General features: G+C 60.8%; 21 protein-coding genes and 1 tRNA gene. 15 read left to right on the plus strand and 7 right to left on the minus strand.

Features of this window, described 5'->3' with window-relative positions:
• The first annotated feature begins 48 nt into the window (after nucleotides 1-48).
• The 4 genes from GLR48_RS10905 (at nucleotide 49) to GLR48_RS10920 (ending at nucleotide 4,545) form a co-directional block, all read left to right on the plus strand.
• Nucleotides 49-432, plus strand: coding sequence for a response regulator (locus tag GLR48_RS10905; RefSeq protein WP_237061315.1), 384 nt, complete (start codon nucleotides 49-51; stop codon nucleotides 430-432).
• A complete protein-coding gene (locus GLR48_RS10910; RefSeq protein ID WP_237061317.1) occupies nucleotides 425-739 on the plus strand; it encodes a DUF6611 family protein in 315 nt (104 codons plus the stop codon). Before GLR48_RS10905 ends, GLR48_RS10910 begins: the two co-directional genes overlap by 8 nt.
• The gene (locus GLR48_RS10915; RefSeq protein WP_237061318.1) at nucleotides 736-3,447 is read left to right on the plus strand and encodes an ATP-binding protein; all 2,712 of its coding nucleotides are present in this window, start codon (nucleotides 736-738) and stop codon (nucleotides 3,445-3,447) included. Before GLR48_RS10910 ends, GLR48_RS10915 begins: the two co-directional genes overlap by 4 nt.
• A gap of 78 nt (nucleotides 3,448-3,525) precedes the next feature.
• A complete protein-coding gene (locus tag GLR48_RS10920; RefSeq protein ID WP_237061321.1) occupies nucleotides 3,526-4,545 on the plus strand; it encodes a FliM/FliN family flagellar motor switch protein in 1,020 nt (339 codons plus the stop codon).
• Between the two features lie 137 nt (nucleotides 4,546-4,682).
• On the opposite strand, the gene GLR48_RS10925 is transcribed toward GLR48_RS10920, so the two are convergent.
• From GLR48_RS10925 to GLR48_RS10935, 3 genes are read right to left on the minus strand one after another with little or no spacing between them, the layout of a single operon-like run.
• Nucleotides 4,683-5,087: a TIGR01244 family sulfur transferase gene (locus tag GLR48_RS10925; protein ID WP_237061324.1), complete on the minus strand. Its 405-nt coding sequence runs from the start codon at nucleotides 5,085-5,087 to the stop codon at nucleotides 4,683-4,685.
• A gap of 9 nt (nucleotides 5,088-5,096) precedes the next feature.
• Nucleotides 5,097-5,528, minus strand: a complete 432-nt coding sequence (locus GLR48_RS10930; RefSeq protein WP_237061326.1) for a DUF6691 family protein — start codon at nucleotides 5,526-5,528, stop codon at nucleotides 5,097-5,099.
• Nucleotides 5,528-5,914: a YeeE/YedE family protein gene (locus tag GLR48_RS10935; RefSeq protein WP_272911544.1), complete on the minus strand. Its 387-nt coding sequence runs from the start codon at nucleotides 5,912-5,914 to the stop codon at nucleotides 5,528-5,530. The genes GLR48_RS10930 and GLR48_RS10935 overlap by 1 nt, the downstream gene beginning before the upstream one ends.
• Before the next feature lie 144 nt (nucleotides 5,915-6,058).
• Between GLR48_RS10935 and GLR48_RS10940 the strand changes: the two genes are divergently transcribed.
• Complete coding sequence (locus GLR48_RS10940) at nucleotides 6,059-6,370, plus strand: ArsR/SmtB family transcription factor (RefSeq protein WP_237061328.1); 312 nt, start codon at nucleotides 6,059-6,061, stop codon at nucleotides 6,368-6,370.
• On the opposite strand, the gene GLR48_RS10945 is transcribed toward GLR48_RS10940, so the two are convergent.
• A complete protein-coding gene (locus GLR48_RS10945) occupies nucleotides 6,367-6,582 on the minus strand; it encodes a hypothetical protein (protein ID WP_237061330.1) in 216 nt (71 codons plus the stop codon). The genes GLR48_RS10940 and GLR48_RS10945 overlap by 4 nt on opposite strands.
• Nucleotides 6,583-6,726: 144 nt before the next feature.
• Between GLR48_RS10945 and GLR48_RS10950 the strand changes: the two genes are divergently transcribed.
• Nucleotides 6,727-6,990 (plus strand): DUF2312 domain-containing protein, encoded by a 264-nt coding sequence (locus GLR48_RS10950; protein WP_237061332.1) that lies wholly within the window; start codon nucleotides 6,727-6,729, stop codon nucleotides 6,988-6,990.
• A 33-nt stretch (nucleotides 6,991-7,023) separates the two neighbouring features.
• Here the strand turns inward: GLR48_RS10950 and GLR48_RS10955 are convergent, their stop codons facing one another.
• On the minus strand, nucleotides 7,024-7,899 hold the full coding sequence (locus tag GLR48_RS10955) for a hypothetical protein (protein WP_237061334.1): 876 nt from the start codon (nucleotides 7,897-7,899) through the stop codon (nucleotides 7,024-7,026).
• A gap of 139 nt (nucleotides 7,900-8,038) precedes the next feature.
• Between GLR48_RS10955 and GLR48_RS10960 the strand changes: the two genes are divergently transcribed.
• The 3 genes from GLR48_RS10960 to GLR48_RS10970 all read left to right on the plus strand — a co-directional run bounded on the left by GLR48_RS10960 (nucleotide 8,039) and on the right by GLR48_RS10970 (nucleotide 11,261).
• On the plus strand, nucleotides 8,039-9,643 hold the full coding sequence (locus GLR48_RS10960) for an ABC transporter permease (protein WP_237061336.1): 1,605 nt from the start codon (nucleotides 8,039-8,041) through the stop codon (nucleotides 9,641-9,643).
• A 42-nt stretch (nucleotides 9,644-9,685) separates the two neighbouring features.
• Nucleotides 9,686-9,761 (plus strand) — tRNA-Thr (locus GLR48_RS10965).
• A gap of 93 nt (nucleotides 9,762-9,854) precedes the next feature.
• Nucleotides 9,855-11,261, plus strand: coding sequence for a tyrosine-type recombinase/integrase (locus GLR48_RS10970; RefSeq protein WP_237061338.1), 1,407 nt, complete (start codon nucleotides 9,855-9,857; stop codon nucleotides 11,259-11,261).
• A 1,339-nt stretch (nucleotides 11,262-12,600) separates the two neighbouring features.
• On the opposite strand, the gene GLR48_RS10975 is transcribed toward GLR48_RS10970, so the two are convergent.
• Nucleotides 12,601-13,257: a hypothetical protein gene (locus GLR48_RS10975; RefSeq protein ID WP_237061340.1), complete on the minus strand. Its 657-nt coding sequence runs from the start codon at nucleotides 13,255-13,257 to the stop codon at nucleotides 12,601-12,603.
• A 360-nt stretch (nucleotides 13,258-13,617) separates the two neighbouring features.
• Entirely contained in the window at nucleotides 13,618-14,190 is a 573-nt protein-coding gene (locus tag GLR48_RS10980; protein ID WP_237064520.1) for a recombinase family protein, read from the minus strand.
• A 488-nt stretch (nucleotides 14,191-14,678) separates the two neighbouring features.
• Here GLR48_RS10980 and GLR48_RS10985 point away from each other — a divergent pair, with 488 nt between their 5' ends.
• From GLR48_RS10985 to GLR48_RS11010, 6 genes are all read left to right on the plus strand, one after another.
• A complete protein-coding gene (locus tag GLR48_RS10985) occupies nucleotides 14,679-15,587 on the plus strand; it encodes a hypothetical protein (RefSeq protein ID WP_237061341.1) in 909 nt (302 codons plus the stop codon).
• Entirely contained in the window at nucleotides 15,580-16,749 is a 1,170-nt protein-coding gene (locus GLR48_RS10990) for a hypothetical protein (protein WP_237061342.1), read from the plus strand. Before GLR48_RS10985 ends, GLR48_RS10990 begins: the two co-directional genes overlap by 8 nt.
• Nucleotides 16,750-17,917: 1,168 nt before the next feature.
• Nucleotides 17,918-19,201: a M23 family metallopeptidase gene (locus GLR48_RS10995; RefSeq protein ID WP_237061343.1), complete on the plus strand. Its 1,284-nt coding sequence runs from the start codon at nucleotides 17,918-17,920 to the stop codon at nucleotides 19,199-19,201.
• Nucleotides 19,202-19,730: 529 nt separating this feature from the next.
• The gene (locus tag GLR48_RS11000; RefSeq protein ID WP_237061344.1) at nucleotides 19,731-20,660 is read left to right on the plus strand and encodes a sulfurtransferase; all 930 of its coding nucleotides are present in this window, start codon (nucleotides 19,731-19,733) and stop codon (nucleotides 20,658-20,660) included.
• The gene (locus GLR48_RS11005; protein ID WP_237061345.1) at nucleotides 20,660-21,787 is read left to right on the plus strand and encodes a YeeE/YedE thiosulfate transporter family protein; all 1,128 of its coding nucleotides are present in this window, start codon (nucleotides 20,660-20,662) and stop codon (nucleotides 21,785-21,787) included. The genes GLR48_RS11000 and GLR48_RS11005 overlap by 1 nt, the downstream gene beginning before the upstream one ends.
• Nucleotides 21,784-21,948 (plus strand): hypothetical protein, encoded by a 165-nt coding sequence (locus tag GLR48_RS11010; RefSeq protein ID WP_237061346.1) that lies wholly within the window; start codon nucleotides 21,784-21,786, stop codon nucleotides 21,946-21,948. Before GLR48_RS11005 ends, GLR48_RS11010 begins: the two co-directional genes overlap by 4 nt.
• The last annotated feature ends 52 nt before the right edge of the window (nucleotides 21,949-22,000 follow it).

A 22,000-nucleotide genomic window follows, 5' to 3' on the forward strand; every position in this document is an offset into this window, starting at 1 on the left:
GGTGGCACCCCGAGGAGGGGGTGGTGCGACCGGGAGGAAACCGACCCCATGGCAAGACGCGTCCTGCTGATCGAGGATGAACCGAACATCATCGAGGCCATCAGCTTTATCCTGACCCGCGACGGGTTCACGGTGCACACCCACGAGGTCGGCGAGACGGCCATGGCCAAGGTGCGCGCGCAGCGGCCCGACATGATCATCCTCGACGTGATGCTGCCGGGGCGGTCGGGGTTCGACATCCTGCGCGATCTGCGCGCCGATCCCGATACCGCGGGTCTGCCGGTGATGATGCTGACCGCGCGGGGGCAGGCGCGTGACCGGGCGCTGGCGCAGGAATTGGGTGCCGATGTCTTCATGACGAAGCCGTTTTCCAACGCCGCGATCTGTGCCGAGGTGCGCCGGCTGCTGGCAGAGGCGCCGCGCGATGCCTGACCCGGCCGCCCCACCGGACCCGGTCCAGACGCGGGCAGGCCGGCCCGGATTGTTTCTGGCACGCGACAGCTATCGCCAGCGCCGGTTGCGGGACGTGGCACGGATGTTGCCGGTCGCCGGGGCGGTGATCTGGCTGCTGCCCCTGATGTGGACCCGGCCCGCCGGACAGACCGGCGGAATGGCCGCCGCGGTCGTGTTCGTCTTTGCCGGATGGACCCTGCTGATCGTGCTGACCGCCGTGGTGTCGCGCCGGATTCGGGTGGATTCGGCGACGGACGTCAGTCCGGATACGGACGCCCTGGGATGATGTCCTTCAATGCGTTGATTGCGGTGGCGCTGGGCTATGTCGCCTTCCTGTTCGTCGTGGCCTTCGCGGCAGAGCGGCGTGCGGCGCGGGGGCAGGGTGGCTGGCTGCACCTGCCCATCGTCTATACCTTGTCCCTGTCGATCTATTGCACCGCCTGGACCTTTTACGGCGCTGTCGGCTACGCTGCCCGGTCGGGGCTGGAGTTCGTGACGATCTACCTTGGCCCCACGCTGGTCATGGTCGGCTGGTGGTGGATCCTGCGCCGTCTGGTGCGGATCGGGCGGACGCAGCGGATCACCTCGATCGCGGACCTGATCTCGGCTCGGTTCGGCAAGTCGACGACGCTAAGCGTCATCGTCACCCTGATGGCGATCGTGGCGGCGACGCCCTACATCGCGCTGCAACTGCAATCGGTGACCCTGTCGTTTCAGGTCTTCGCCCGCGCCGGCGGCGCCGACTGGGGAGCAACAGAGCTGAACCGCGCCGCCGTCTGGATCGCCATCGGGCTGGGGTTCTTTACCGTCCTGTTCGGCACGCGCAATCTGGATGCCAACGAAAGGCACCACGGCGTCGTCATCGCCATCGCGGTCGAGGCGGTGGTCAAGCTGGTGGCCCTGCTGGCGGTCGGCATCTTTGTGGTCTGGGGCCTGTCGGACGGGGCCGCCGCGATGCTGGCGGAAATCGAGACCTCGCCCATCGCGGACTGGACCCAGTCGGGCAGCCGCTGGGCCGGACTGATTTTTCTGTCGGCGGCGGCCTTCCTGTGCCTGCCGCGGATGTTCCAGGTGCTGGTGGTCGAGAATGCCGATGAGCGGCACCTGCAGACCGCCAGCTGGGCCTTTCCGCTTTATATGATGCTGATGAGCCTCTTCGTGATCCCGATTGCCGTCGTGGGCCTGCGGATCATGCCGGCAGGCGCCAACCCGGACCTTTTCGTGCTGACCCTGCCGTTGAGTCAGGGACATCAGAGCCTTGCGACGCTGTCGTTTCTCGGCGGGTTTTCCTCGGCCACCTCGATGGTGATCGTGGCCACGATCGCGCTGTCGACGATGGTGTCGAACCATATCGTTCTGCCCTTGTGGATGCGGTCAGGGTCTGGTCCTGGGGCGATCATGTCCGGCGACGTGCGCCGCGTCGTCATGCTGGCGCGTCGGCTGTCGATCGCGGGTGTGCTGGCGCTGGGCTATCTGTATTTTCGCCTGTCGGGCGGCGGCGGGGCGCTGGCGGCGATTGGCCTCGTGTCGTTTTCGGGCGTGGTGCAGGTGCTGCCCGCGATGCTGGGCGGCATCTTCTGGCGCGGTGCGACCCGGACCGGTGCGATCCTTGGGCTGACGTCGGGGTTCGCCGTCTGGGTCTGGTGCCTGTTCCTGCCCAGTTTCGGCGCCGATGCGCTGATCCCTGCCGGGGTGATAGCGCACGGTCCGTTCGGCCTGTCCTGGCTGCGGCCAGAGGCGCTGTTCGGGATCGCGGGCGTCGATCCGGTGCTGCACGGGCTGTTCTGGTCGATGCTGCTCAATACCGGGCTGTTCTTTGCCGGGTCGGTCCTGTCGTTTCCGGCCCCGCTGGAACGGCTGCAGGGCGCGCAGTTCGTCAATGTCTTCGATCACGGCGACAAGGGGCCGGTCTGGGCGCGGTCCACCGTCACTGCCGACGATCTGCTGATCATGTCGCAGCGTATTCTGGGAGCGGCGCAGGCGCAGGCGATCTTTGCCCGCGCCGCAGCACGGCAGGGTCGTGCGGACAGCCTGCCCGACGTGACCCCGACCTTTGTTCTGGCGCTGGAGCGGGAGCTGTCGGGGTCCGTCGGTGCTGCCACGGCGCATGCGATGATTGCCCAGCTGACCCAAGGTGCTGCCGTCACGGTCGAGGACCTGATCGCGCTGGCGGACGAGACGGCGCAGATCCTCGAATATTCCAACCAGCTGGAGGCGAAATCAGCAGAGCAGGACCGGACCGCGCGCGCGCTGCGCGACGCCAACGCCAAGCTGATGGCGCTGTCGGTGCAGAAGGACGCGTTTCTGTCGCAGATCAGTCACGAGCTGCGGACGCCGATGACCTCGATCCGGGCGTTTTCGGATATCCTGCGCGAGGGTGACATCGACCCGGCGGATACGACCCGCATGGCCGGGATCATCAATGCCGAGGCGCAGCGCCTGACCCGCCTGCTGGACGATCTGCTGGATCTGGCGGTGCTGGAAAGCGGTCAGGTGACGCTGCATATGCAGCAGGGGCGGCTCGATGCCCTGCTGGACCGCGCGCTGGGTGCGGCGGGACAAAGCGATGCGGTGCTGCGGATTGTCCGCGACCGGCGGGCCGAGGCGTTGTGGCTGGACACCGATCTGGACCGGCTGGCGCAGGTCTTCATCAACCTGATCGTGAACGCGGCCAAGTATTGTGACGCGGAGGTGCCGACGCTGACCATCGCCGCCAGTGCCGCCGATGGCATCTGCAGCGTCACCTTCACCGACAACGGGCGCGGTATCGCAGGGCCCGACCGTGCCGTCATCTTCGAGAAGTTCTCTCGACTGGGGGATTCGTCGCGGGCGGGCGGGGCGGGCCTCGGGCTTGCGATCTGCAAGGAGATCATGGGCCGCCTTGGCGGCGATATCGTCCATGTCGCGGGCCGTGGCGGTGCGTGTTTTCGCGTCACCCTGCCGACTCCTGTGCCGATCGCGGGTGCAAACGTTGCTTTGGTGGATGCGCGTTAGGCAAGCGGAAACCAATTTGCGCGACATCTGGGTCCCGCGCCCCCATGGAGGCGTCGACCCTGATCTGCGAGGACGAGCATGACATTGGTGACCGGATCCGGGGTGCTGCACCGCATGACACGGCACCCGGAGGCGGAGACTCCCGACGTGCCGCTGACCGCATCGCGGGCGGTGCGTCTGGCGGTCGCGCGGGCGGCGCAGACCCATCTGGCGTTGAAACTGACCGTCGGCAGCGTGGCGGAACAGGCGCTGCCGCTGGACGCGTTGCTGGCTGACATGGACGACGATCTGCTGTTGATGGGACTGACCCGCGACGGTGCGGTCTGCGGCATCATGGCCTGCGACGCGGGCCTCGTGTCCGCGACGATCGAGATGATGACGACGGGCCGCGTCACGGCCACGCCGCCGGACGGACCCCGCGTGACGCGGACCGAAGGGACGCTGGTGCTGCCGTTGCTGCGGCATATTCTGGACGAGATGGAAGAGACGACGATCCGCACGGTGCTGGACGGCTGGGCGCGGACACTGGGACTGGGTGCGCGGTTCGACAATGCCCGCGCGGCGGGCTTTGCTCTGACCGAACAGACTTACCGCCTGCTGCGCCTGTCGCTGGATTGCGGACTGCCGGAACGGCAAGGGACGCTGCTGTTGGCGCTGCCGGTCCAGACGGCGGCCCCGCCGCAGACGACGGCCGCAGCACCTGCGCCCACGCTGGACTGGCAGGACCAGTTCCGGGCGGCGGTGCTGTCCGCCCCGGCGCGGCTGGATGCGGTGCTGCACCGGATGAAGGTGCCGCTGTCCACGTTGACGGGCATGGAGGTGGGCATGTGCCTGCCGCTGAACGGCTGCACGGTCGGCATGGTGCGGCTGGTCGATCCCAATGGCAACACGGTCGCACGCGGGCGTCTGGGTCAGATTGCCGGTCAGATTGCAGTCCGCATTCAGGACGAGGCCGACACCATTCCCATGACCGACATGGATGGCGCACCCGAGGCCGGCCGGCACCTGCGCACCCGCGCCAGCGACGACGCGGCGATGCAGTTCGATGCCGACGCGGTCGAGGATGTCGATTGGTCAGCCGATCCGCTGTCGCTTTAGCGGAAATGGGGCAGACCGACGGGGAAGGTCATTCGCCCCGAAATTTAGGGGCGCCTGCGCGAGTCGAACGGCTGTCCGACGCGCGTCGTTTCAAGTCGTCCGCAGGTCCGGGACCTGATCGCCCGGTGCGCGCTGTGTCAGCTGAGACTGTTGCGCAGACCACTGACGTCGTAACCGGCGTTCGCTGCGGCGGCGATGATCTCGTCCGCATCCATCTTGCCCGCCTGACCCAGCGCCCAGACGATCGTCGACCGGGTGCCGGAGGCGCAATAGGCTAGCGTCTTGCCGGAGGCTGCGGCCTGGCTCTGGATCTCGACCATGTCCTGATTGAGGCCCTGATGCGTGACCGGGTTGACGACGAAGGTCATCCCTTCGGCCTCGACAGCCTTGCGCACCGCGTCGGCCTGATGGCTGGGCGGCACTTCCGCGTCGGGGCGGTTGCAGATCACGGTGGTAAAGCCGGCCGCCTTGATCGCGCCTGCGTCGGCGGGGTCGATCTGCGGGCTGGCGGCGAAGGCGGGGGTGAGGGGGCGTATATCCATGCCGCAGGATTAGCCCTCCTGCGGCCTTGCGTCCAGCCGCTTGCGCAGGGGCGGTGTTGCGATCATGCCAAGGATCATTGCGGCGGCAAAGACCAGCCCGCTGGTGCCAGCCCAGAACAGCGAGGCCAGCGCGGGGCCGGGGCACAGGCCGGCCAGCCCCCAGCCGATGCCAAAGAGCACCGATCCGCCGATCAGCTTGGTGTCCAGAACGGGTGCGGGCTGCGCGGGAAAGGCGCCGCCCAGAACCGGGCGGCGGTGCCGCGTCAGCCGCCATGCCAGGGCCATCGGTGCGATGGCGCCGCCCATGACGAAGGCCAGTGTGACGTCCCAGTGTCCGAAAAAGTCCAGAAACCCCTGCACCTTGGCCGTGTCCGTCATGCCGGACACCAGCAGGCCCGCGCCGAACAGGCCACCGACAAGAAAACTCACCAGCGTGCGCATCAGAAACCTCCGATCAGGCCGCGCAGGGCGATGACGGTTGCGGCGCCTGCGCCGACATAGACCAGTGTGGCCATGATGCCGCGCAGGCTGAGGCGGCTGATCCCGCAGACGCCGTGCCCGCTGGTGCAGCCGTTGGCCAGCCGCGTCCCGATGCCGACCGCCAGTCCCGCCACCACGATCAGCGCCAGATTGCCGGTCAGATGCGTGTCGCTGCCGCCCTTGGCCCAGGTCAGCAGGCCGGGCACCAGAATCAGACCGGCGAGCAGCGCGATGCGCTCGCCTGCGTCATCGCTGCCGCTGCCGTCCACCAACCCGCCCAGCAGGCCAGAGGCGCCCATAATCCGCCCGTTGACGAGCAGAAATACGGCGGCGGCGCTGCCGATCATCAGTTCCCCGATCAGTCCGAATATCCAGTCCACCGGCACAGCAACGCTCCTTTCGATCACCACCGATCCGGTTTAGACGAGGGGACAGACCGGCGCCAGCCGTGGCAGTATCACGACTGAATGCCCCCGGTTCCGAAGGATGCCATGACCGAACCGACCACGCCTGATCCCGCGCTGGATGCCGCTGCGGCAGAGACGGCCGCGGCCCTGTTCAAGACCCTGGCCAATCCCATGCGCCTGCGCCTTCTGGCGGCGCTGCGCGCGGGGCCGCTGGCGGTCGGCGCCTTGCAGGACGCCGTGGATGCGCCGCAATCGGCGGTCTCTGTTCATCTGATGCGGATGCGGGGCGACGGTTTGGTGACCTGCCATCGCAGCGCGGCCGACGCGCGGATCATGCTCTATGCCCTCGCCGATCCCCGGATCGGCCGGTTGCTGGACGCGGCGCTGGCGCGTTAGCTGAGCAGCGATCCGACCAGCACCATGGCCAGTCCCAGCATGGCCGACAGAAAGGCGCCGAGGTTGATCGGCATGACCTGACCGATCCGGGCGCGCAGGGCGGCGTCGTCCATGCCGCTGCGCTTGGCGCGGGCCACGGCGATCACCGAATAGATCACGCCGCACAGGCCCAGCACCGAAATCACAGCACCTGCCCAGATCATGTATGTCATCGTCCGCCCCCGTTTGTCCGCGGCGCCGGGCTACAGTGTCAGGCCCGCCCGCGCAAGGGTCCGGGCCTTGCAAGGCCCGGTCTTGCAAGGTCGGGGGGCAGCCGCTAGGGATTGCCTTCATCCCCACCCGACAGGAGAGCCGCCATGTCCGACACCGCCACCAGCATCCAGACCGAAAACGTCGCCGGCGAGGAACTGCGCCAGTTCATCGAACGCTTCGAGCGGCTGGAGGCGGAGAAGAAGGACATTGCCGACGCGCAGAAAGAGGTCATGGCCGAGGCCAAGGGCCGTGGCTATGACGTCAAGGTCATCCGCAAGATCATCGCGATCCGCAAGCGCGACAAGGATGATCTGGACGAGGAAGAAGCGATGATGGAAATGTACATGGCAGCACTGGGCATGAGCTGACGCCGGCCCCGGGGGCGGGCGCCAAGCGCCGCCTCAGGGCATGATGAAGGTGACGTCCGGCATCGCCGCGATCCGGGCGACATCCTCTTCGTAGGCCTCTGACATGTCAGAGATATCCTCGGCGGTCAGACCCGGCAGATCGACGGTTTCCTCGACCTCTTCGGTCAGGGCGTACTTGTCGAGGAATGCGGCGATGACGCGCCGTTTCTGGGCATCGGTCTTGGGCGGATGCACCTGCATGTAGGCCAGAAACCGGTTCATGCCTTCCTTCGACATGATCGAGGCCAGCAGGTCGAAGCCGCCGGTAATCTTCACGTTGCGGTCCAGCCCCGCAATGTCGCGCACCAGTTCGGCCCAGATCAGCGGCGTATCCTCGTTGCACCAGACCGTCAGCGTGGCGTGCGGCGCGATCTGGCGGATGCGGCGGACAAGGTCGGACCAGACGACGCCGTGCGGCTCTCGCCCTTGCATGAAGGCGGTAAAGCTGTCGGCATTCGACCGCTTGTAGGAATCGGGCAGAAATGTCGCGGGATCGCGCAGGGCGAGATAGATGTCGATTTCATCCTCGGGGAACAGCTGCAGGAACCCCCGCAGCTTGAATTCCGCCTGATCGTAAAGCACCCCGTTGTCAAAGATCCGGTTCGGCACGCAGATGAAGTTCGTGTTGCTCATCACCAGCCGCCGGGGCGTGTCGTCGTCCAGAATCGCGTCGAGCATGATCTGGCGGGCATTCTCGGCCGGGGCGGCACCGTTGAGGTTCTGGATCGTCTCTCGGATCAGGCGGCGATACTTGCCGGGGTTGGGGGCGTTGATGCCGTGTTCGGCCAGCGTGTCGCCGTTTTTCAGGATCGACTTGAGCAACCGATCCTCGTCGGTGCAGTTGGCGCCGATGTGCAATGCGATTTCCATGTCTGCCCTGCTCACGTCTTGTTATGGTTTTGCGGGATCATAACGGGATTTCTGGACAGTGGAACCGGTTTCGTCTAGCGCTGGGCCTATGTCAGACCAAACTGCTCAGGTATCGCAAGTCACGCGCCGCCGGTCCCGCATGCGCGTGGACCCGTGGTCCGCAGGTGCCGTGATGATCGCCGTCATCGTGCTCGCGCCGCTGGTGGCCGTCGTGTGGTTCGCGCTGACGCCGTCCGACAACATCTGGCCGCATCTGCTGTCCACGACGCTGCCGCGTTATCTGATCAACACCGGTGTGATGATGGCGGGGACGGGGGCGCTGACGGCGGTCGTCGGCACCCTGACCGCGTGGCTGGTGGTGATGTACCGTTTTCCGGGGCGCGGTTGGCTGCAATGGGCGCTGCTGATGCCGCTGGCGGTGCCGGCCTATGTGGGCGCTTATGCACTGGTCGATTTTCTGGATTACGCGGGCCCGGTGCAGACCGGCCTGCGCGCAAGCTTCGGCTGGGCCACGTCGCGCGATTACTGGTTTCCGCAGATCCGCACGCGGGGTGCTGCCATCCTCGTGATCTCTGCCGCCCTTTACCCTTACGTCTATCTGCTGGCGCGCGCCGCCTTTCGCGAACAAAGCGGCGCGGGCTACGAGGTCGCGCGGGCCTTGGGCGCCGGACCCGTGGCGCGGTTCTGGCGCGTCGGCCTGCCGCTGGCCCGGCCCGCCATCGCCGCCGGTGTCGCCGTCGTGATGATGGAGACGGTGAACGATTTCGGCACCGTGGACTATTTCGCCGTGCAGACGCTGACGACGGGCATCTTCTCGGTCTGGCGGCAGGGCGGCAATCTGGGCGGTGCGGCACAGATCGCCTGCGTGATCCTGTCGGTCATCGTAATTTTGGTGGGGTTGGAGAAGGTCTCGCGGCACCGGTCGCGATTTGCCGCCTCGGCCCGCAACGTGCGGCCCGTGACACCTGTGGCCCTGACCGGCGCGGGCCGCTGGATCGCGGCCCTCGTCTGTGTTCTGCCCGTACTCGCCGGGTTCGTCCTGCCGGTCGGCGTCCTCGCGTCCCACGCGCTGGGGGCCGCGCAGTGGGCGGCGCCCGGCCTGATCGCCGCGCTGCTGCGCACCCTTGCGGTCTGCGGCGTGGCTGCAGTGCTGGCGGTGATCGGGGGCGTGTTCATGGTTTATGGCACGCGGCTGTCGGGCCGGGCGTTGCCGCGCCTGCTGCTGCCGGTGACGGGTCTGGGCTATGCGGCCCCCGGTGCCGTGCTGGCCTTGGGCATCCTCGTGCCGCTTGCGGCCTTCGACAACGGTCTGGCGGACATGATCCTGGCGGTCACCGGGCGTGATCCGGGCCTGCTGCTGACGGGCAGCGCGGGGGTGCTGGTGCTGGCCTATGTCGTGCGCTTCTTTGCCATCGCCCAAGGTGCGGCCGATGCGGCCCTCGGGCGGGTGCCGGCCAGCCTGCCAATGGCCGCCCGGTCGCTGGGGCGCACGGCGGGTCAGACGTTGCGCGCGGTGCATCTGCCGCTGATCGGCGCCAGTATCGGCTCTGCCCTGTTGCTGACCTTCGTCGACGCCATCAAGGAGCTGCCCGCGACGCTGATGCTGTCCAGTCAGGATACCCTGTCGACGCGGGTCTATGCCAAGGCCAGCCTCGAAAACATCGCCGAGGCGGCCCCCGCCGCACTCGTGATCTGCGCGGTCGGTCTTCTTGCAGTCATTCTTCTCGCGCGGGCGCACCGCTAGGGTCTTGCGCCCTGAGGCAGGCCACGCTAAATCGCCGTCAGTGCCCCTATAGCTCAGCTGGTAGAGCAACTGATTTGTAATCAGTAGGTCCGCGGTTCGAGTCCGTGTGGGGGCACCAATCATTATTGAAATCGTTATGTTTTCATGGTGTTAGTAGGGAAACCGCTACACAAACGCTACACCGTTGCGTCTTGCGAACATGAGGTTGTCTATGGATTTGCCGCACCTGAAGCTCGCCCCGACTGGCAATGCCAAGTATCGGCGGCGTGTTACGTCACCTCAGATGCGAGTCATGTTAGGACGTAGCGCTGTCGAATGGTCACTTAAAACTCGTGACCCGCTCAAGATTTTAGAAGCATGGAAAGTTGAACACGCACGGTTCGAGGCAATGCAGGCCAAGGCAGATGGCACGTCAACGGATCAGGTGGAGTGGAGCATTTTACACAGCGCAGCCGTCGCACATGGACTGGCGCGTCCAGACACCAGCAAGATTGGCCCCATTGATCATCAGGCGGACAGTGGGCGATTCAATGCGTTCACCACGGCAGCGTTGGCAGAAGCGGAAAAGTTGACACCTCAATCGCTCAACGCGCCGTTCGAGAACAATCCCCCTAGAACTGCTTTTGGCTTACTCGCAAAGGCACAGCTGTTTGGCGTGGAGAGACCTCCTATACTTCTGAGTGCCGTGGTTCAGGCTTATCTCAAGGACAATGAGGGGCGATCATCGTATCACGATATGTCAAAACAGGTGAAGCTGGTAGTGGACGGACTTGAACTGTCGATGGGGCGGACGGACCCTTTGCTCAAGAGCATCGATAGGGAAGCCGCCTATGCTTTCCGTGACAGTCTGACCGCCAGAGGTAACGCTCAAGGGACGGTCCAGCGACGTATTACGACAATCAAGGCAATCCTCAATTATGGTGAGAACCGCTTCGACATACTGGACTGGCGCAACCCTTTTAATAAGATCAAATTGGCCAAGGATGATGGCGCTGCTGGTGAAATCAAGCGCGATCCACTCACCCTAGAGGACATCCGAAAGGTGTGTGCCTGTCATAGTGGAATGAATGATGATGCAAGGGACATCTGGCAGCTGATGATGTTCACCGGGATTGGCCCCAATGAGGCGCGAGGGTTGCAATGGGATGAACTTCATTTGCAGGATGCGACCCCACACTTTGAAATCAAACCTAATGGGCGACGCAGACTGAAGGTGGGCGAACGGTTGCGGCGCGTACCCCTTGTCGGCACGTCCCTGACAATGATGCAGCGGCGGCATGACCGCGCTCTTAATGGTTCTTCTGACGTGTTTCCCCGATACGCCCACCATCGCAACGCCAATTCCTTGTCGGCTACCCTGATTAAGCCAATGAAGGCGGCAAAGGTTTGGGTAAAAATACGCAAGGTGCCGTATTCACTCCGCCACTCGGTCAAAGACTGGCTAAGACGCACGGCCCCAACCAATATTCAATCGCTCATTATGGGTCACGGTCACGGTGAGGGTCAGGTGGCGGGCGGCTATGGTGGCGACGATTTGTTGGACATGCAGGCCAAATATCTGGGGGCGGCTTTGGAGGCCAGCGGGGTAATCGATTATCCCACCATAGCAGTCCGGTAGCAGTTTAAGCCAGCTCCACACCCTCAAGGCCGCCTAGCCCCGTTACCGCGTCGGTTCATTCCGAGTCACCCGAGCAGCATAGGGCCACTAAAACAGATATCGGACATGCTGTTGTAAATATGACGCAAAACATATGATGTAGCAGAGAGCCGCACAGAGGCCCCCCAGAGTCCAATGTAACCTTAGGGCTACCCGTGTCAGGGATACTTGCCACTTGCCGCCTGTAGGCTCCCTCACACAGCCTCTCAGGGCCTCACGGGGTTTGCACACCACCAACCCCTCCCGGTCACATCTCGCGGCAACCTTACAGGTCTCCTGTCGGGGTCAGCCTATCGGAGGGGAGACCCCATACGCACAGACCTCTTGCCAATCCCCTGCACCTTGAAGGTCTGGTTCGGGATGACTTGTGACGGCCATATGATCGGGAGAGACCTCACCCACGGAACACTGATGCTCTGCCCCTTAAAGGTTGGTTTGATGAGTTTGATTGCTGATAGGTTAAACCTTCAAGGTGATCCCTGATGGTAAACCCCAAGGTAACCTCAATGTTTTTGCGTAGGTTCTACGATGCAACCTAATTGAATGACCTGAAACGGTTGCCTTTTCTCGACTCGTCTCCCAGCCGTTTTAAGCTCCAAGACGGACACTTCCAGTCAGCTTTGAAGGTGTGATTGAGACCGCGCCAACGGTTACATGCAAGTTGCCCCCCTCCCGTTCGTCCCTCAAGGTCCCCTTATATATAGGGGGAGGGTGGACTAGGCGGCGGGAGGCTGGCGAACATGGTGTACAATCCCTTGCTCTGTGGCTCAGGCTGTTGCCATCAGACCGTAGCTGATTTCCCCGGTCTCAGGTGCATCTGCGCGGCCATTGACCCAGTCTGATACGTTGCAGGCCAGAAAATGGCGACAGTAACGGTGCGCCATGTGGGGGGCCGATGGATACGCCAAGCAATGTCTAAAACAGACCCGCTTATTGTCGTTCCATTTTGTGAAGGAGGGTCTAGCCAAAGCCGCCCTCAGGGTCGTGTCGCCCATTCTCGCCCTGTCCAGCCAGTCCTTCAACAGCCCCAGCCGATTTCCCGGAGGGGTGCCGTAGAAAGTCTCATTTAGGTAAAGAAGAGTTGCCCACTGCCGACGCTTCTCGAGTTTCTTTGCAGGGCTTTCAGCAGTCGTCCTGGGGCCGCGTGATGCGTTGTGCGTTGCGGCTTTCTGACATGCGGAGGAGCAGTATCGTTGGTTGGATCGTTTGGGGATAAATGGTTGACCGCAGCGGGGACATGCAAGGTCGGTTGAGGGGGCATGGTTGCCCATACCCTCTCCTGTTATTTCGATAATGATACTCACTGACCGACTTCAAAATCATAGTCGTAATTCTTGCCCACCAGTGCCGACCGAGCGTTCACGGCATCAAGCATATTCGCCAGCGTATCAGTCTTAGAGAAACCTTTGCGACCGTCTGTTCCTGCAATTTGGTTTAGCAAATAGATGTTGGCTCGACGAAGATTGAACGGATCATGATCGAGCAATTGTGCCCGCTGACCACTCTTGGCATTGGCGATAATTCTAGCGACGGCTGCACGATCCGGGCCACTTCTATTGCCCTTAAGCGGAACGCTGCAGCGCACCTGCCCCGCCCGCCTGTCGCGGGTCTTATGATTATAGACCCACGCCCCATCCGCACCGCTTTCCATGAGGTCGATCCATATCAGGAAGTCAGTTGTGGCATGACGGGTCTTGTTCGTTCGGGGGTCGTTCATCGGAACACCAATGACGAGCCGTCCATCTCCGTCAAAGCGGATTTCAGATTTACGCCGCTGCTGTCCTGCCGTTCGGTTGACCCGACACGCAAGGTGGGTTGCAAGGTGAGCGGTGGAGTGGTGGTCGAGATGGTCAAGATATTCAGAAACTGTCGATGTTCCGTAGGCACATTGAAAACGATCGGCAATCATCTGATCGGCGGCGGCGATGGCAAAAGAGCGGGTTGATTGGTTCTGCATTGTGGTATTCCTTTAAGGCAGGTCATTTGAAGGGGTGGACGCAATCCGCGACAGATCATCACTCCCGAAGGTGACGTGATGGGTCGGGTTGTCTGCATCGCGTGTGGCGAATGTGAAAAGGCCCCACGGAATTAACCGCAGGGCCCAACATGAGACGAACAAACTCAAAGTTTACTTGTCTGTAAGTGCAACCCTTCATAGGGCCACTCGTAGGAGCCTTACTGGGCCTCCAATCTTCGGGGCCACCCAGATCAGGGAAATCCTATGGATCGCCTGTGCGGCCCTTACAGGGTCTGTAACGCGGTCATGCGGGTTCGCCCATCCTCACCCGCCTGTTTAGTCGGCAACCACAGAAAGCTTTCACCCGCCCTGCAAAGCCCTGTCCTTCACGATCCGATAAACACTGGCCCGGCCTATCCCACAACGCTTAGCAATACTTGTCGCCCCGACCCCCTCGCCGTGCAGCTTGATCACTTCATCAGCCTTCGCCCTCGCCGTAGGCTTGCGCCCCTTGTACCGGCCTTTCGCTTTTGCCTTGGCGATGCCTTCCCGCTGTCGTTCCAACATGATGCCGCGCTCAAATTCGGCCACACCCCCGAGAATAGTCATCATGAGCTTGCCATTGAGGGTGTCCGTGTCCAAGCCTAGGTCAAGTATCCGCAACGCCACTCCACGATCCTTTAAGGTCGCCAGTATCTCCATCAGGTGGGCAACTGACCGCGCCAACCGATCCAGCTTCGTGACCAGCAGGGTGTCTCCATCCCGAGCAAACTCTATCGCCTCTGCCAGCTTGACCCTGTTCGCCACATCGACTGATGAAACCTGCTCGACAAACAACTTCTCGCATCCTGCCGCCACCAGATCACGCTCCTGCGCTTCCAATCCTGCGGTCTGATCAAGGGTCGAGGTTCGTCCGTATCCAACAATCATCATCTTATCCAAACTGTATCAATAGGTTCTAGGCCCTGATGCCTGACTGTCTCAAAAACGTAAAGGATATTCTATTGGAACACTTTCAAGGTGTGACTGAGACGACTCACTGGACCATGCTCTTGCGGGACACCCCGCGTGCCATAAGAGCTAGCCTCTTCAACAGTAAACGGGGAAAGTTGCCCCCTACGTCGTGTCTGTTTTAAGTGAGGTCGTCTGCTGATGTAGCTGTTGGGGCAGGGTATGGGGGGGATTTCGTTCGCCGGTGCTATTCATGAAGGGGGCAGAGATTTCCAACCCTAAATTGAGGTTTGTATGTGAAAAACCCACCGCCACCGATAGCACTGGGGTGAAATCCAAACTGCGGCCATAGCTGACATCCATGTACCCACAGCCTATGAAGACCCTCGCGGTCTTTGGCGACCGCCATAGGGAGGTGACACTTCGCACGACTTCTGCAAAGTATCGTAACAGCAAGGAGATAATGTTGAATGGCCTCAATCGACCAAAACATCGTTAACCGCGTTAGGAAATTGACGAAGCCATCAAATGCAGCTCAAGCGCTCCAGCCGGTTTTTGAAGCTGTTAGTAATGCTAAGTTTGCCATTGATGATTTAAATGATCAACGCGCTGATAGCGATCAGAGAAAGGGCCGAATTGACGTTGAGGTTGGTAAGCTCTCGGATTCGTCAAAGGTAAAAATAGCGATTACCGATGACGGTATCGGCTTGGACAAAGATAGATTCGATGCCTTTCGTGTGATTGATACCGACTTTAAGAGCAAAAAGGGTGGCAAGGGTGTCGGGCGGCTGTTTTGGCTAGACAGCTTCAAAAGTATCTCAGTTTTCAGCACCTATAAAGGCCCAACTGGAATCGAAAGAAGAGCCTTCGAATTTGTTCTCGCAAATAAGGATCAGATCGTTGATCGCGACCCGGAAGCTGGTGGAATCTCGGGCCTAGGGACACGGGTAGAGTTTTCTGGGGTTCGGGGGGATCGTTATATTCAACACTTCCCCAAAAAACGCGACACATTTCTCCGATACTTTAGTGCGCATTTTATTGCCGACTTCCTCGTTGGTAGTGGTCCCGAAATATTCGTTAACATCAATGGAGATATCACAACCTATCCAAAGGCGATATCGGAGCTTGTTGTTGGTCAAAAAGTTACGATTGAGACGCCACCACATGACGATTTTGGTATCCTGACTATCGAATGTTTTACTTGCAAAGAGGATGCAAGCAAGGGCCTCGACGGAATGCACCAGTTACATCTTCTTGCGGACGAGCGCACTGTTGCGACAAGAGAAGTGGACAAGCTAATCGGTATCCGACGGCTCGAGGAAGGCGACATGGATGACCTAGTTTTTCACGGGTGTGTCTCCGGGTCTTTTTTTGGATGATCACGTCAATGAGGGGCGCACAGCGTTCACGGTTGATGAGAAAAAGCTCAAGACCCTTTCTCGTTTTTGTATAGATGCAGTGAAAAAGAGTTATCTGCCAGAGCAAATTGCAAAGTACGAAAGCGCTAGGAAGGCTGACTATCAAGAATTTGTTGCGCGATACCCAATTTATGGATTTGCAGACGAACAAACACAACTTGATAGGGTTCCTTTTGGAGCTAGGACGCCTGAAGAGTTTGCTGCTGGGTTAGTAAAACATCAGATACGGAACGAAGAAAATCGCAGAGAAAGCCTTGAAGAGATTATCGAGCTTCTAACATCAGAGAAAAATGTGCCAGAGCATTTTGAACAAACTGTTATCGAGGCTGCCAAAGACCTTAAGAAGTCTGAAAAGCTTGCATTGGCGCAGCACGTAGTAAAGCGGAAGTTGGTGCTAGAAGTTATGGAGCGTCTCATCTTAAGGGTGAGAAAGCGTGGTGAAAAGAAAGAGGATTTTCATCTAGAAAAAACCCTCCATACTTTCATTTGTCCGATGAACGTAGTTGGGAGCCGGGCAGAGTCATCTTCACATGACTTATGGATAGTCGACGAACGTCTCGCTTTTACACAATCGTTTTCATCCGATAAGCGGCTCGATCAGGTGTTGGGAAATAATGACAGTGATCTGCGACCCGACCTCTTCCTCTGGGATCAAGCTTTTGGTTTGGGCGTGATGGATGGTCAATCAGACGGGGATGACATTAATCTGTCCGAGCCATTATCTAAAATTATGATTATTGAGTTTAAGCGGCCGGGTAGAACTTCTTATCCAAAGTCAGAGGACGATGTTGAACGGCAAGTTGTTAAATATATTAAGCAGCTTAAAGGTGGTCAGATCGAAGCGTTTGACCGGAGAAAGATCAAGGTTGCGCCCGATTGTAGGTTCTTCTGCTATGTCGTGGCAGACATAGTTGGAGACCTTGCCGATGAGCAGATGGTTGGATGGAACCACACTGCCAATGGACAAGGTCGGATAAGGCAACTTGGAGGGGATTTAGAAGGTTCTTCCATCGAAGTGGTTCAATGGACTGAGCTGATTAATGAAGCGTGGTCCCGAAATATGGCCACCATCAATGCCGCTGGACTGCGTCGAGGAAAATCGGTCATGGATACGTTGAAATAGAAAGTAGGCCATTAAGTGATCATACAAACTAAACTTTTAATTATCTGATGTCTCGTGTTGAATCTTTTGGTATATCAATCTGTTAATTAGGTGGTGGAAACGAGGGCTCTTTCCTTCAATACTTCAAAGTCAGGATGATGCGGCGGGATTGATAATAGTCTGCTTTGGATGAGCTGTGCCGCAACGTTGATCTCGGAGGCAAATGTCACGAAGCTGCCACTTTTCAGGGAGGTTTACCTCTGAGAATGGATGCGCCTTGGACTAACTGAACAGCAGGAAAGTGATTTTTGTGCGAGGCTGCGGCATGACGCTTTGTGGTCCGATAACTGGGGCGAGGGGACTGCGCCGAAACCTCTGCACATTATTCAAAGGTCAAAAAGCTAATGCATGTGCCTCCATTGCGCGTTTGTCAGCCAGACTAAATTACCAAAAACCCTACACAATCACTACACACGGCCCTTAAAAATATGTATGTATGTCATTGAATAATAAGGGGTTTAGATGATGCTAACATCCGTGTGGGGGCACCAGCATTTCAGGCTAGCCGTTGTTTTCGCTGCAGCTGGCAGCAGCTGCTAGGAGCCGTAGACCATGTCGGAGACCATTTGACCTACGTTTACCTTCGCTAATGACGAAGTTTGCGACTTCAGGCCGGTGTGCCGGATCTCAACGCTGTCCCGGTTGACGCACTTCGAATAATTCAGGGGCGTTGTGGTGAGGTCGATGATGATCTGCGTTGGCGTGTCGCTTTCGTTTCAGACATAGGGTTGCGCTTGCCTGAAGCGGTGAACCGGACCTTTCACTTGCATGCAATGCAACGCGTCACACAGAAAGAGGGCCAGACCGCCAAGGGGCGTTGATTCGTGCGCATTGTACGTAGGCTGCGTGTCGGAGACCTTTGGGTTTTCAAGCCTTTTCCCTGTTTGGAAGGCTGCGATCACGTCAGAGCCGGGGCGGCGATCCGACCGAGTGCCGGTGTCGCGGCCGGACACGTCATTGGTCTCAACGCATCCTCATTTCGAATTGAGGGGCCCGCCCGCGCGGGTTTTGGGCGGGGTCTGGCCGGTTTTGATCGGCGGCATTGTCAAACGAGGCGTGGCACAGCAATAAGCTCTCGACGGTTTCCTGCAGGGGACGTCCAAAGACAAAAGGCGTGGCGGACAGTGAAATGTTGATACGGTTGAGATACTGGACTGCCATGCTTGTCGCGGGCGGGGTGGCATTCGGCGTGTCGCAGTATCGCGACGCGCCGACCGCACTGTCCACCGCTGTGTCCGACAGCGCAGAGGAGGAGATGCCGCGCAGCGCCACGACCGCAGACGACGGTCTTGCACCTTCGGTTGCGGACGCAGGTGACAAGGTGTCGACACCCGTGGATGAACCTGTGACATGGACGCAGGTTGTGGGCGCGGGGGACAGCCTGTCTGGGCTTCTTGCAGCGGCCGGCCTCGACACGGAAACCAGCCGCGACGTGGTTCAGGCAATCGGGTCCGAATTCGATGTGCGTCATCTGAAACCGGGGCAAAGACTCGCGCTGAATGTATCAAGCGATGGATTGCCCAAGACGGCTACGCTCGAAAAAGAAGACGGATCGCGTATCCGGGCCACCTTCGGAGAGGACCCCACTGTCCAGATTCTGCCGCCGCAGCTTGTCAGTGTCAGGCGCGCGGGGGAAGCGACGGTCAGCAGTTCGATCTTTGCGGCCCTTGATGGTGCGGGCATTCCGACGCGGTTCGCGACGGACCTGGAGCTGGTCCTGGCCGAGACATTCGATCTGCGCACCCGATTGGGTGGAGGAGAACACATCCGCCTGATGTGGCGGGAGTACCGGTCCGGTGATCGTGTCGTCGGCGATCCGACCATCGATTTCGCGCAACTCGATCTGGCCGATGGCCGATATGAAATCCTGTGGCCCGATGACACGTCGCGGCGGACCACGATCATGAAGGACGGGGTGCTTTTGCAGACGTTCGACCAACCGATCCGCGGCGCCCGCCTCAGCTCGGCTTTCGGAATGCGGATGCATCCCATTCTGGGAACGGTGCGGATGCACAGCGGCATTGATTTTGCAGCCCCCCAGGGTGCGATTGTCGCGGCGACACAGCAGGGCAAAGTCGCTTACATGGGCAAACGCAGCGGCTATGGCACCGTGGTCGAGCTGGATCATGGCAACGGCGTTCACACGCTCTATGCCCACTTAAGCGCGCTGAACGAGGGATTGCGGGTGGGGCAGCGCGTCGAGACCGGCACAGAGCTTGGTCGGGCCGGATCGACGGGACGGTCGACGGCGCCGCATCTGCATTATGAAATTCGCGTCAACGACAAGCCGGTTTCGCCGCTTGCGGATACGCGCCTGCGCGGGTCGGGCAACCCGACACCGCTGACCGAGTCTCTCGTGCTCGTCGGTGACATGCAGAGTGAATTGGATCGGCTGCTGACGTCGAACGGCTAAGCATCTCGACATCGGCATCCTGTTTGCGGACATCGAGATCCCGGGCACGATGGATGGAGTGACGTTGGCGGCCCATGTGCGCGACAGGTGGCTTCCGGTCGTGAGGCCCGTCGCACAAGTGAGGATAAACCGTTCCCGCATCGTCCCCGAGGGTATCCGGTCGTAGCAGGTTTCGCGCCGGGTGGGGTGGCTTATGTCGGATCCGATTCCGGGATGGAACACCTGAGACTGCTCTGCGAACAGTTCCGTCTATGCATGAACCACGCTCGCGCGTTTCAATGTGTCACCGGGCATCTCGTTTCCCCCAACGGGAAACCTAAGATGAATTAAGAACAATGTTCTAAATCCAGCCCTCGGTCGCGTCGGATCGGACCGACAACTTCCATCAAAACAGCTCAGCATCCCGTCATGGAAAGCCTTGCAGAACACTTTTCTTCGCTTCGGTTGCTAGGTCGGGCTGCGTCGCCTTGTGTTTTGCCGCTACCCCCTCAATTGAGCGACTGAGACCCCATTATCGAAAGGCTATCCCATGCTTCGTATGAAAGTCGCCATCACGACAAGCCTCGCAACACTTGCTGCGACCACTGCGCTGGCGGGGGACCTCGGTCCGCTCATCACACCAGTCGAATTGTCGGAGACGTCCGAGTCCCCCATTATTCTTGACGTGCGCGACGAGGGTTTCGATGCAGGGCACATCGAAGGAGCGGTCAGTGCGCCTTATGGCCGGTTTCGCGGACCCAGCAACAATCCGGGCGAAGTGCCGCCCGTCGCCCAGTTGGAAGCCACCTACGAGGATCTCGGCCTCTCTCTTGATCGACCGGTGGTCATCGTATCTCAGGGAGATACCGACACCGATTTCGGTGCGGCGGCCCGCGTCTACTGGACGCTCAAAAGCTCCGGCTTTACTCAATTGTCCGTGCTGAACGGTGGGGCGACGGGGTGGGTGAACGCGGGACTGCCGGTTTCGACCGAAGCCATCGCGCCGGCAAAGACCGATCTTTCGATCACGTGGAACGACACATGGACCGCCGGCACCGATCAGGTGAACAACGTCATCGCCGGCAAGGCCGGGGGCAAGCTGATCGACTCGCGGCCCACGGCCTTTTTCGAGGGCAAGAAGGCGCATCCCGCAGCCGCGCGTCCGGGCACGCTGCCGGGTGCGCAAAGCCTGCCCTACACTGAGTTCTTTCGTCCCGGCGCGACGGCCATTGGCAGCGACACAGATGTCGCGGCCCTGAAAGCGAAGCTCGGGATCGAGGAGGGCGATGCCGTCGTGTCCTTTTGCAATACGGGCCACTGGGCGGCGACCGACTGGTTCGCCATGTCGGAACTGGCGGGGATTGAGAACGTGAAGCTCTACCCGGGGTCGATGGTCGAATATTCGCAGACCGACGGTGAGATGGCCAACCAGCCCGGCCTGATCGCAAATTTCCTTAGCCAGATCACTGGCGGCAACTGATGACCGCGACGACGTTGGCTTCGCCCGGTTTCCGCCCCCTGGCGGCTAGAACCGGGCTGATCGGGCTCGCGCTTGTCGTCATCGCGATGGTGGCGCTGTTTGTCGGCGTGCGCTACGCGCTGATGCTACTGATCGGTCTGGGGTTCGGCGTCGCGCTCGAAGGGTTCCGCTTTGGTTTTGCAGGGCCGTGGCGGGCGATGATCCTGCGGCGCGAGCCTGCGGGCATTCTGGCGCAGCTTCTGTCGATTGCGGTGGTTGCTTGCGTCGCGATCCCCATGCTGGCGTCCCATCCGCAAGAGCTGACCGGCGCGCAGGCGCCGATCGGTTTTGCCATGATCGGCGGCGCCTTCGTCTTTGGCGCGGCCATGCAGGTCGTTCTGGGGTGCGGATCGGGCACGCTGGTCAATGCGGGATCGGGCAATCCGGTGGGCCTGCTGGCGCTGCCGTTCTTTGCACTGGGCAGCTTTGCGGGGGCCTATCATCTGATCTGGTGGACGAACTTGGGCGCGCTGCCGATTCTGACGCTGCGCGGCACGCCGGGCTTGATGATCACACTGGTGGGGCTGGCGCTGGTCGCGGCCGTGCTGCTGTGGCTGGGCAAGCCCGGATCATGGCGCCTGCCACGACGCTATGTCCTGGCGGCCCTGACGCTTGCGGCGCTTGCCATTGCGAACCTCGTTGTCGCCGGCCAGCCTTGGGGCGTGGTCTATGGTCTCGGCCTTTGGGCGGCAAAGGGGGTTACGGCGCTGGGGGCCGATCTGTCCGGTTCTGCCTTCTATGCCGCTGTCGGATCGGAAGAGCGGCTGAACGCCAGTGTGCTGACGGATTACACCTCTCTGACTAATTTCGGGATGATCGCAGGCGCTTTCGGCGTGGCGGCGTGGCGAAGCGGGGGGCTGTCACAGCCGCTGCCGTCCTATCCGGCCCGCGCCTGGATTGTCACGATCATCGCCGGCCTCATGCTTGGTTATTCGTCGCGGCTGGCGTTCGGCTGTAATGTCGGGGCTTTCTTTTCCGGCATCGGCACTGGCAGCCTGCATGGCTGGGTCTGGTTCGCCGCGGCCTTCGCGGGCGCATTTCTGGGAATCCGCATCCGTGCGGTCAGCGGACTGGAGGCGCGGCCATGACCCGATTGCTGACCGGATCACTCGCCATCGCCGGCGTGGCGTTTGTCATCGGCCTCGATACGCTGCGCACGCCGCCCAACCCTTATCAGGCGCCGCCGATGCTGGCCCTGGGCTCTGGCTTGTCGACATCCGGTGGGTTCTGCGGGGCACTTCCAAGCTAGGGTGGTCGGGCCACGTCCCGTCGGGAAAGGGCCGCCGCCTAGCCGAATGTCA

It is taken from the genome of Loktanella sp. M215, from assembly GCF_021735925.1.
In the GTDB taxonomy this organism is placed as follows: Bacteria; Pseudomonadota; Alphaproteobacteria; order Rhodobacterales; family Rhodobacteraceae; genus Loktanella.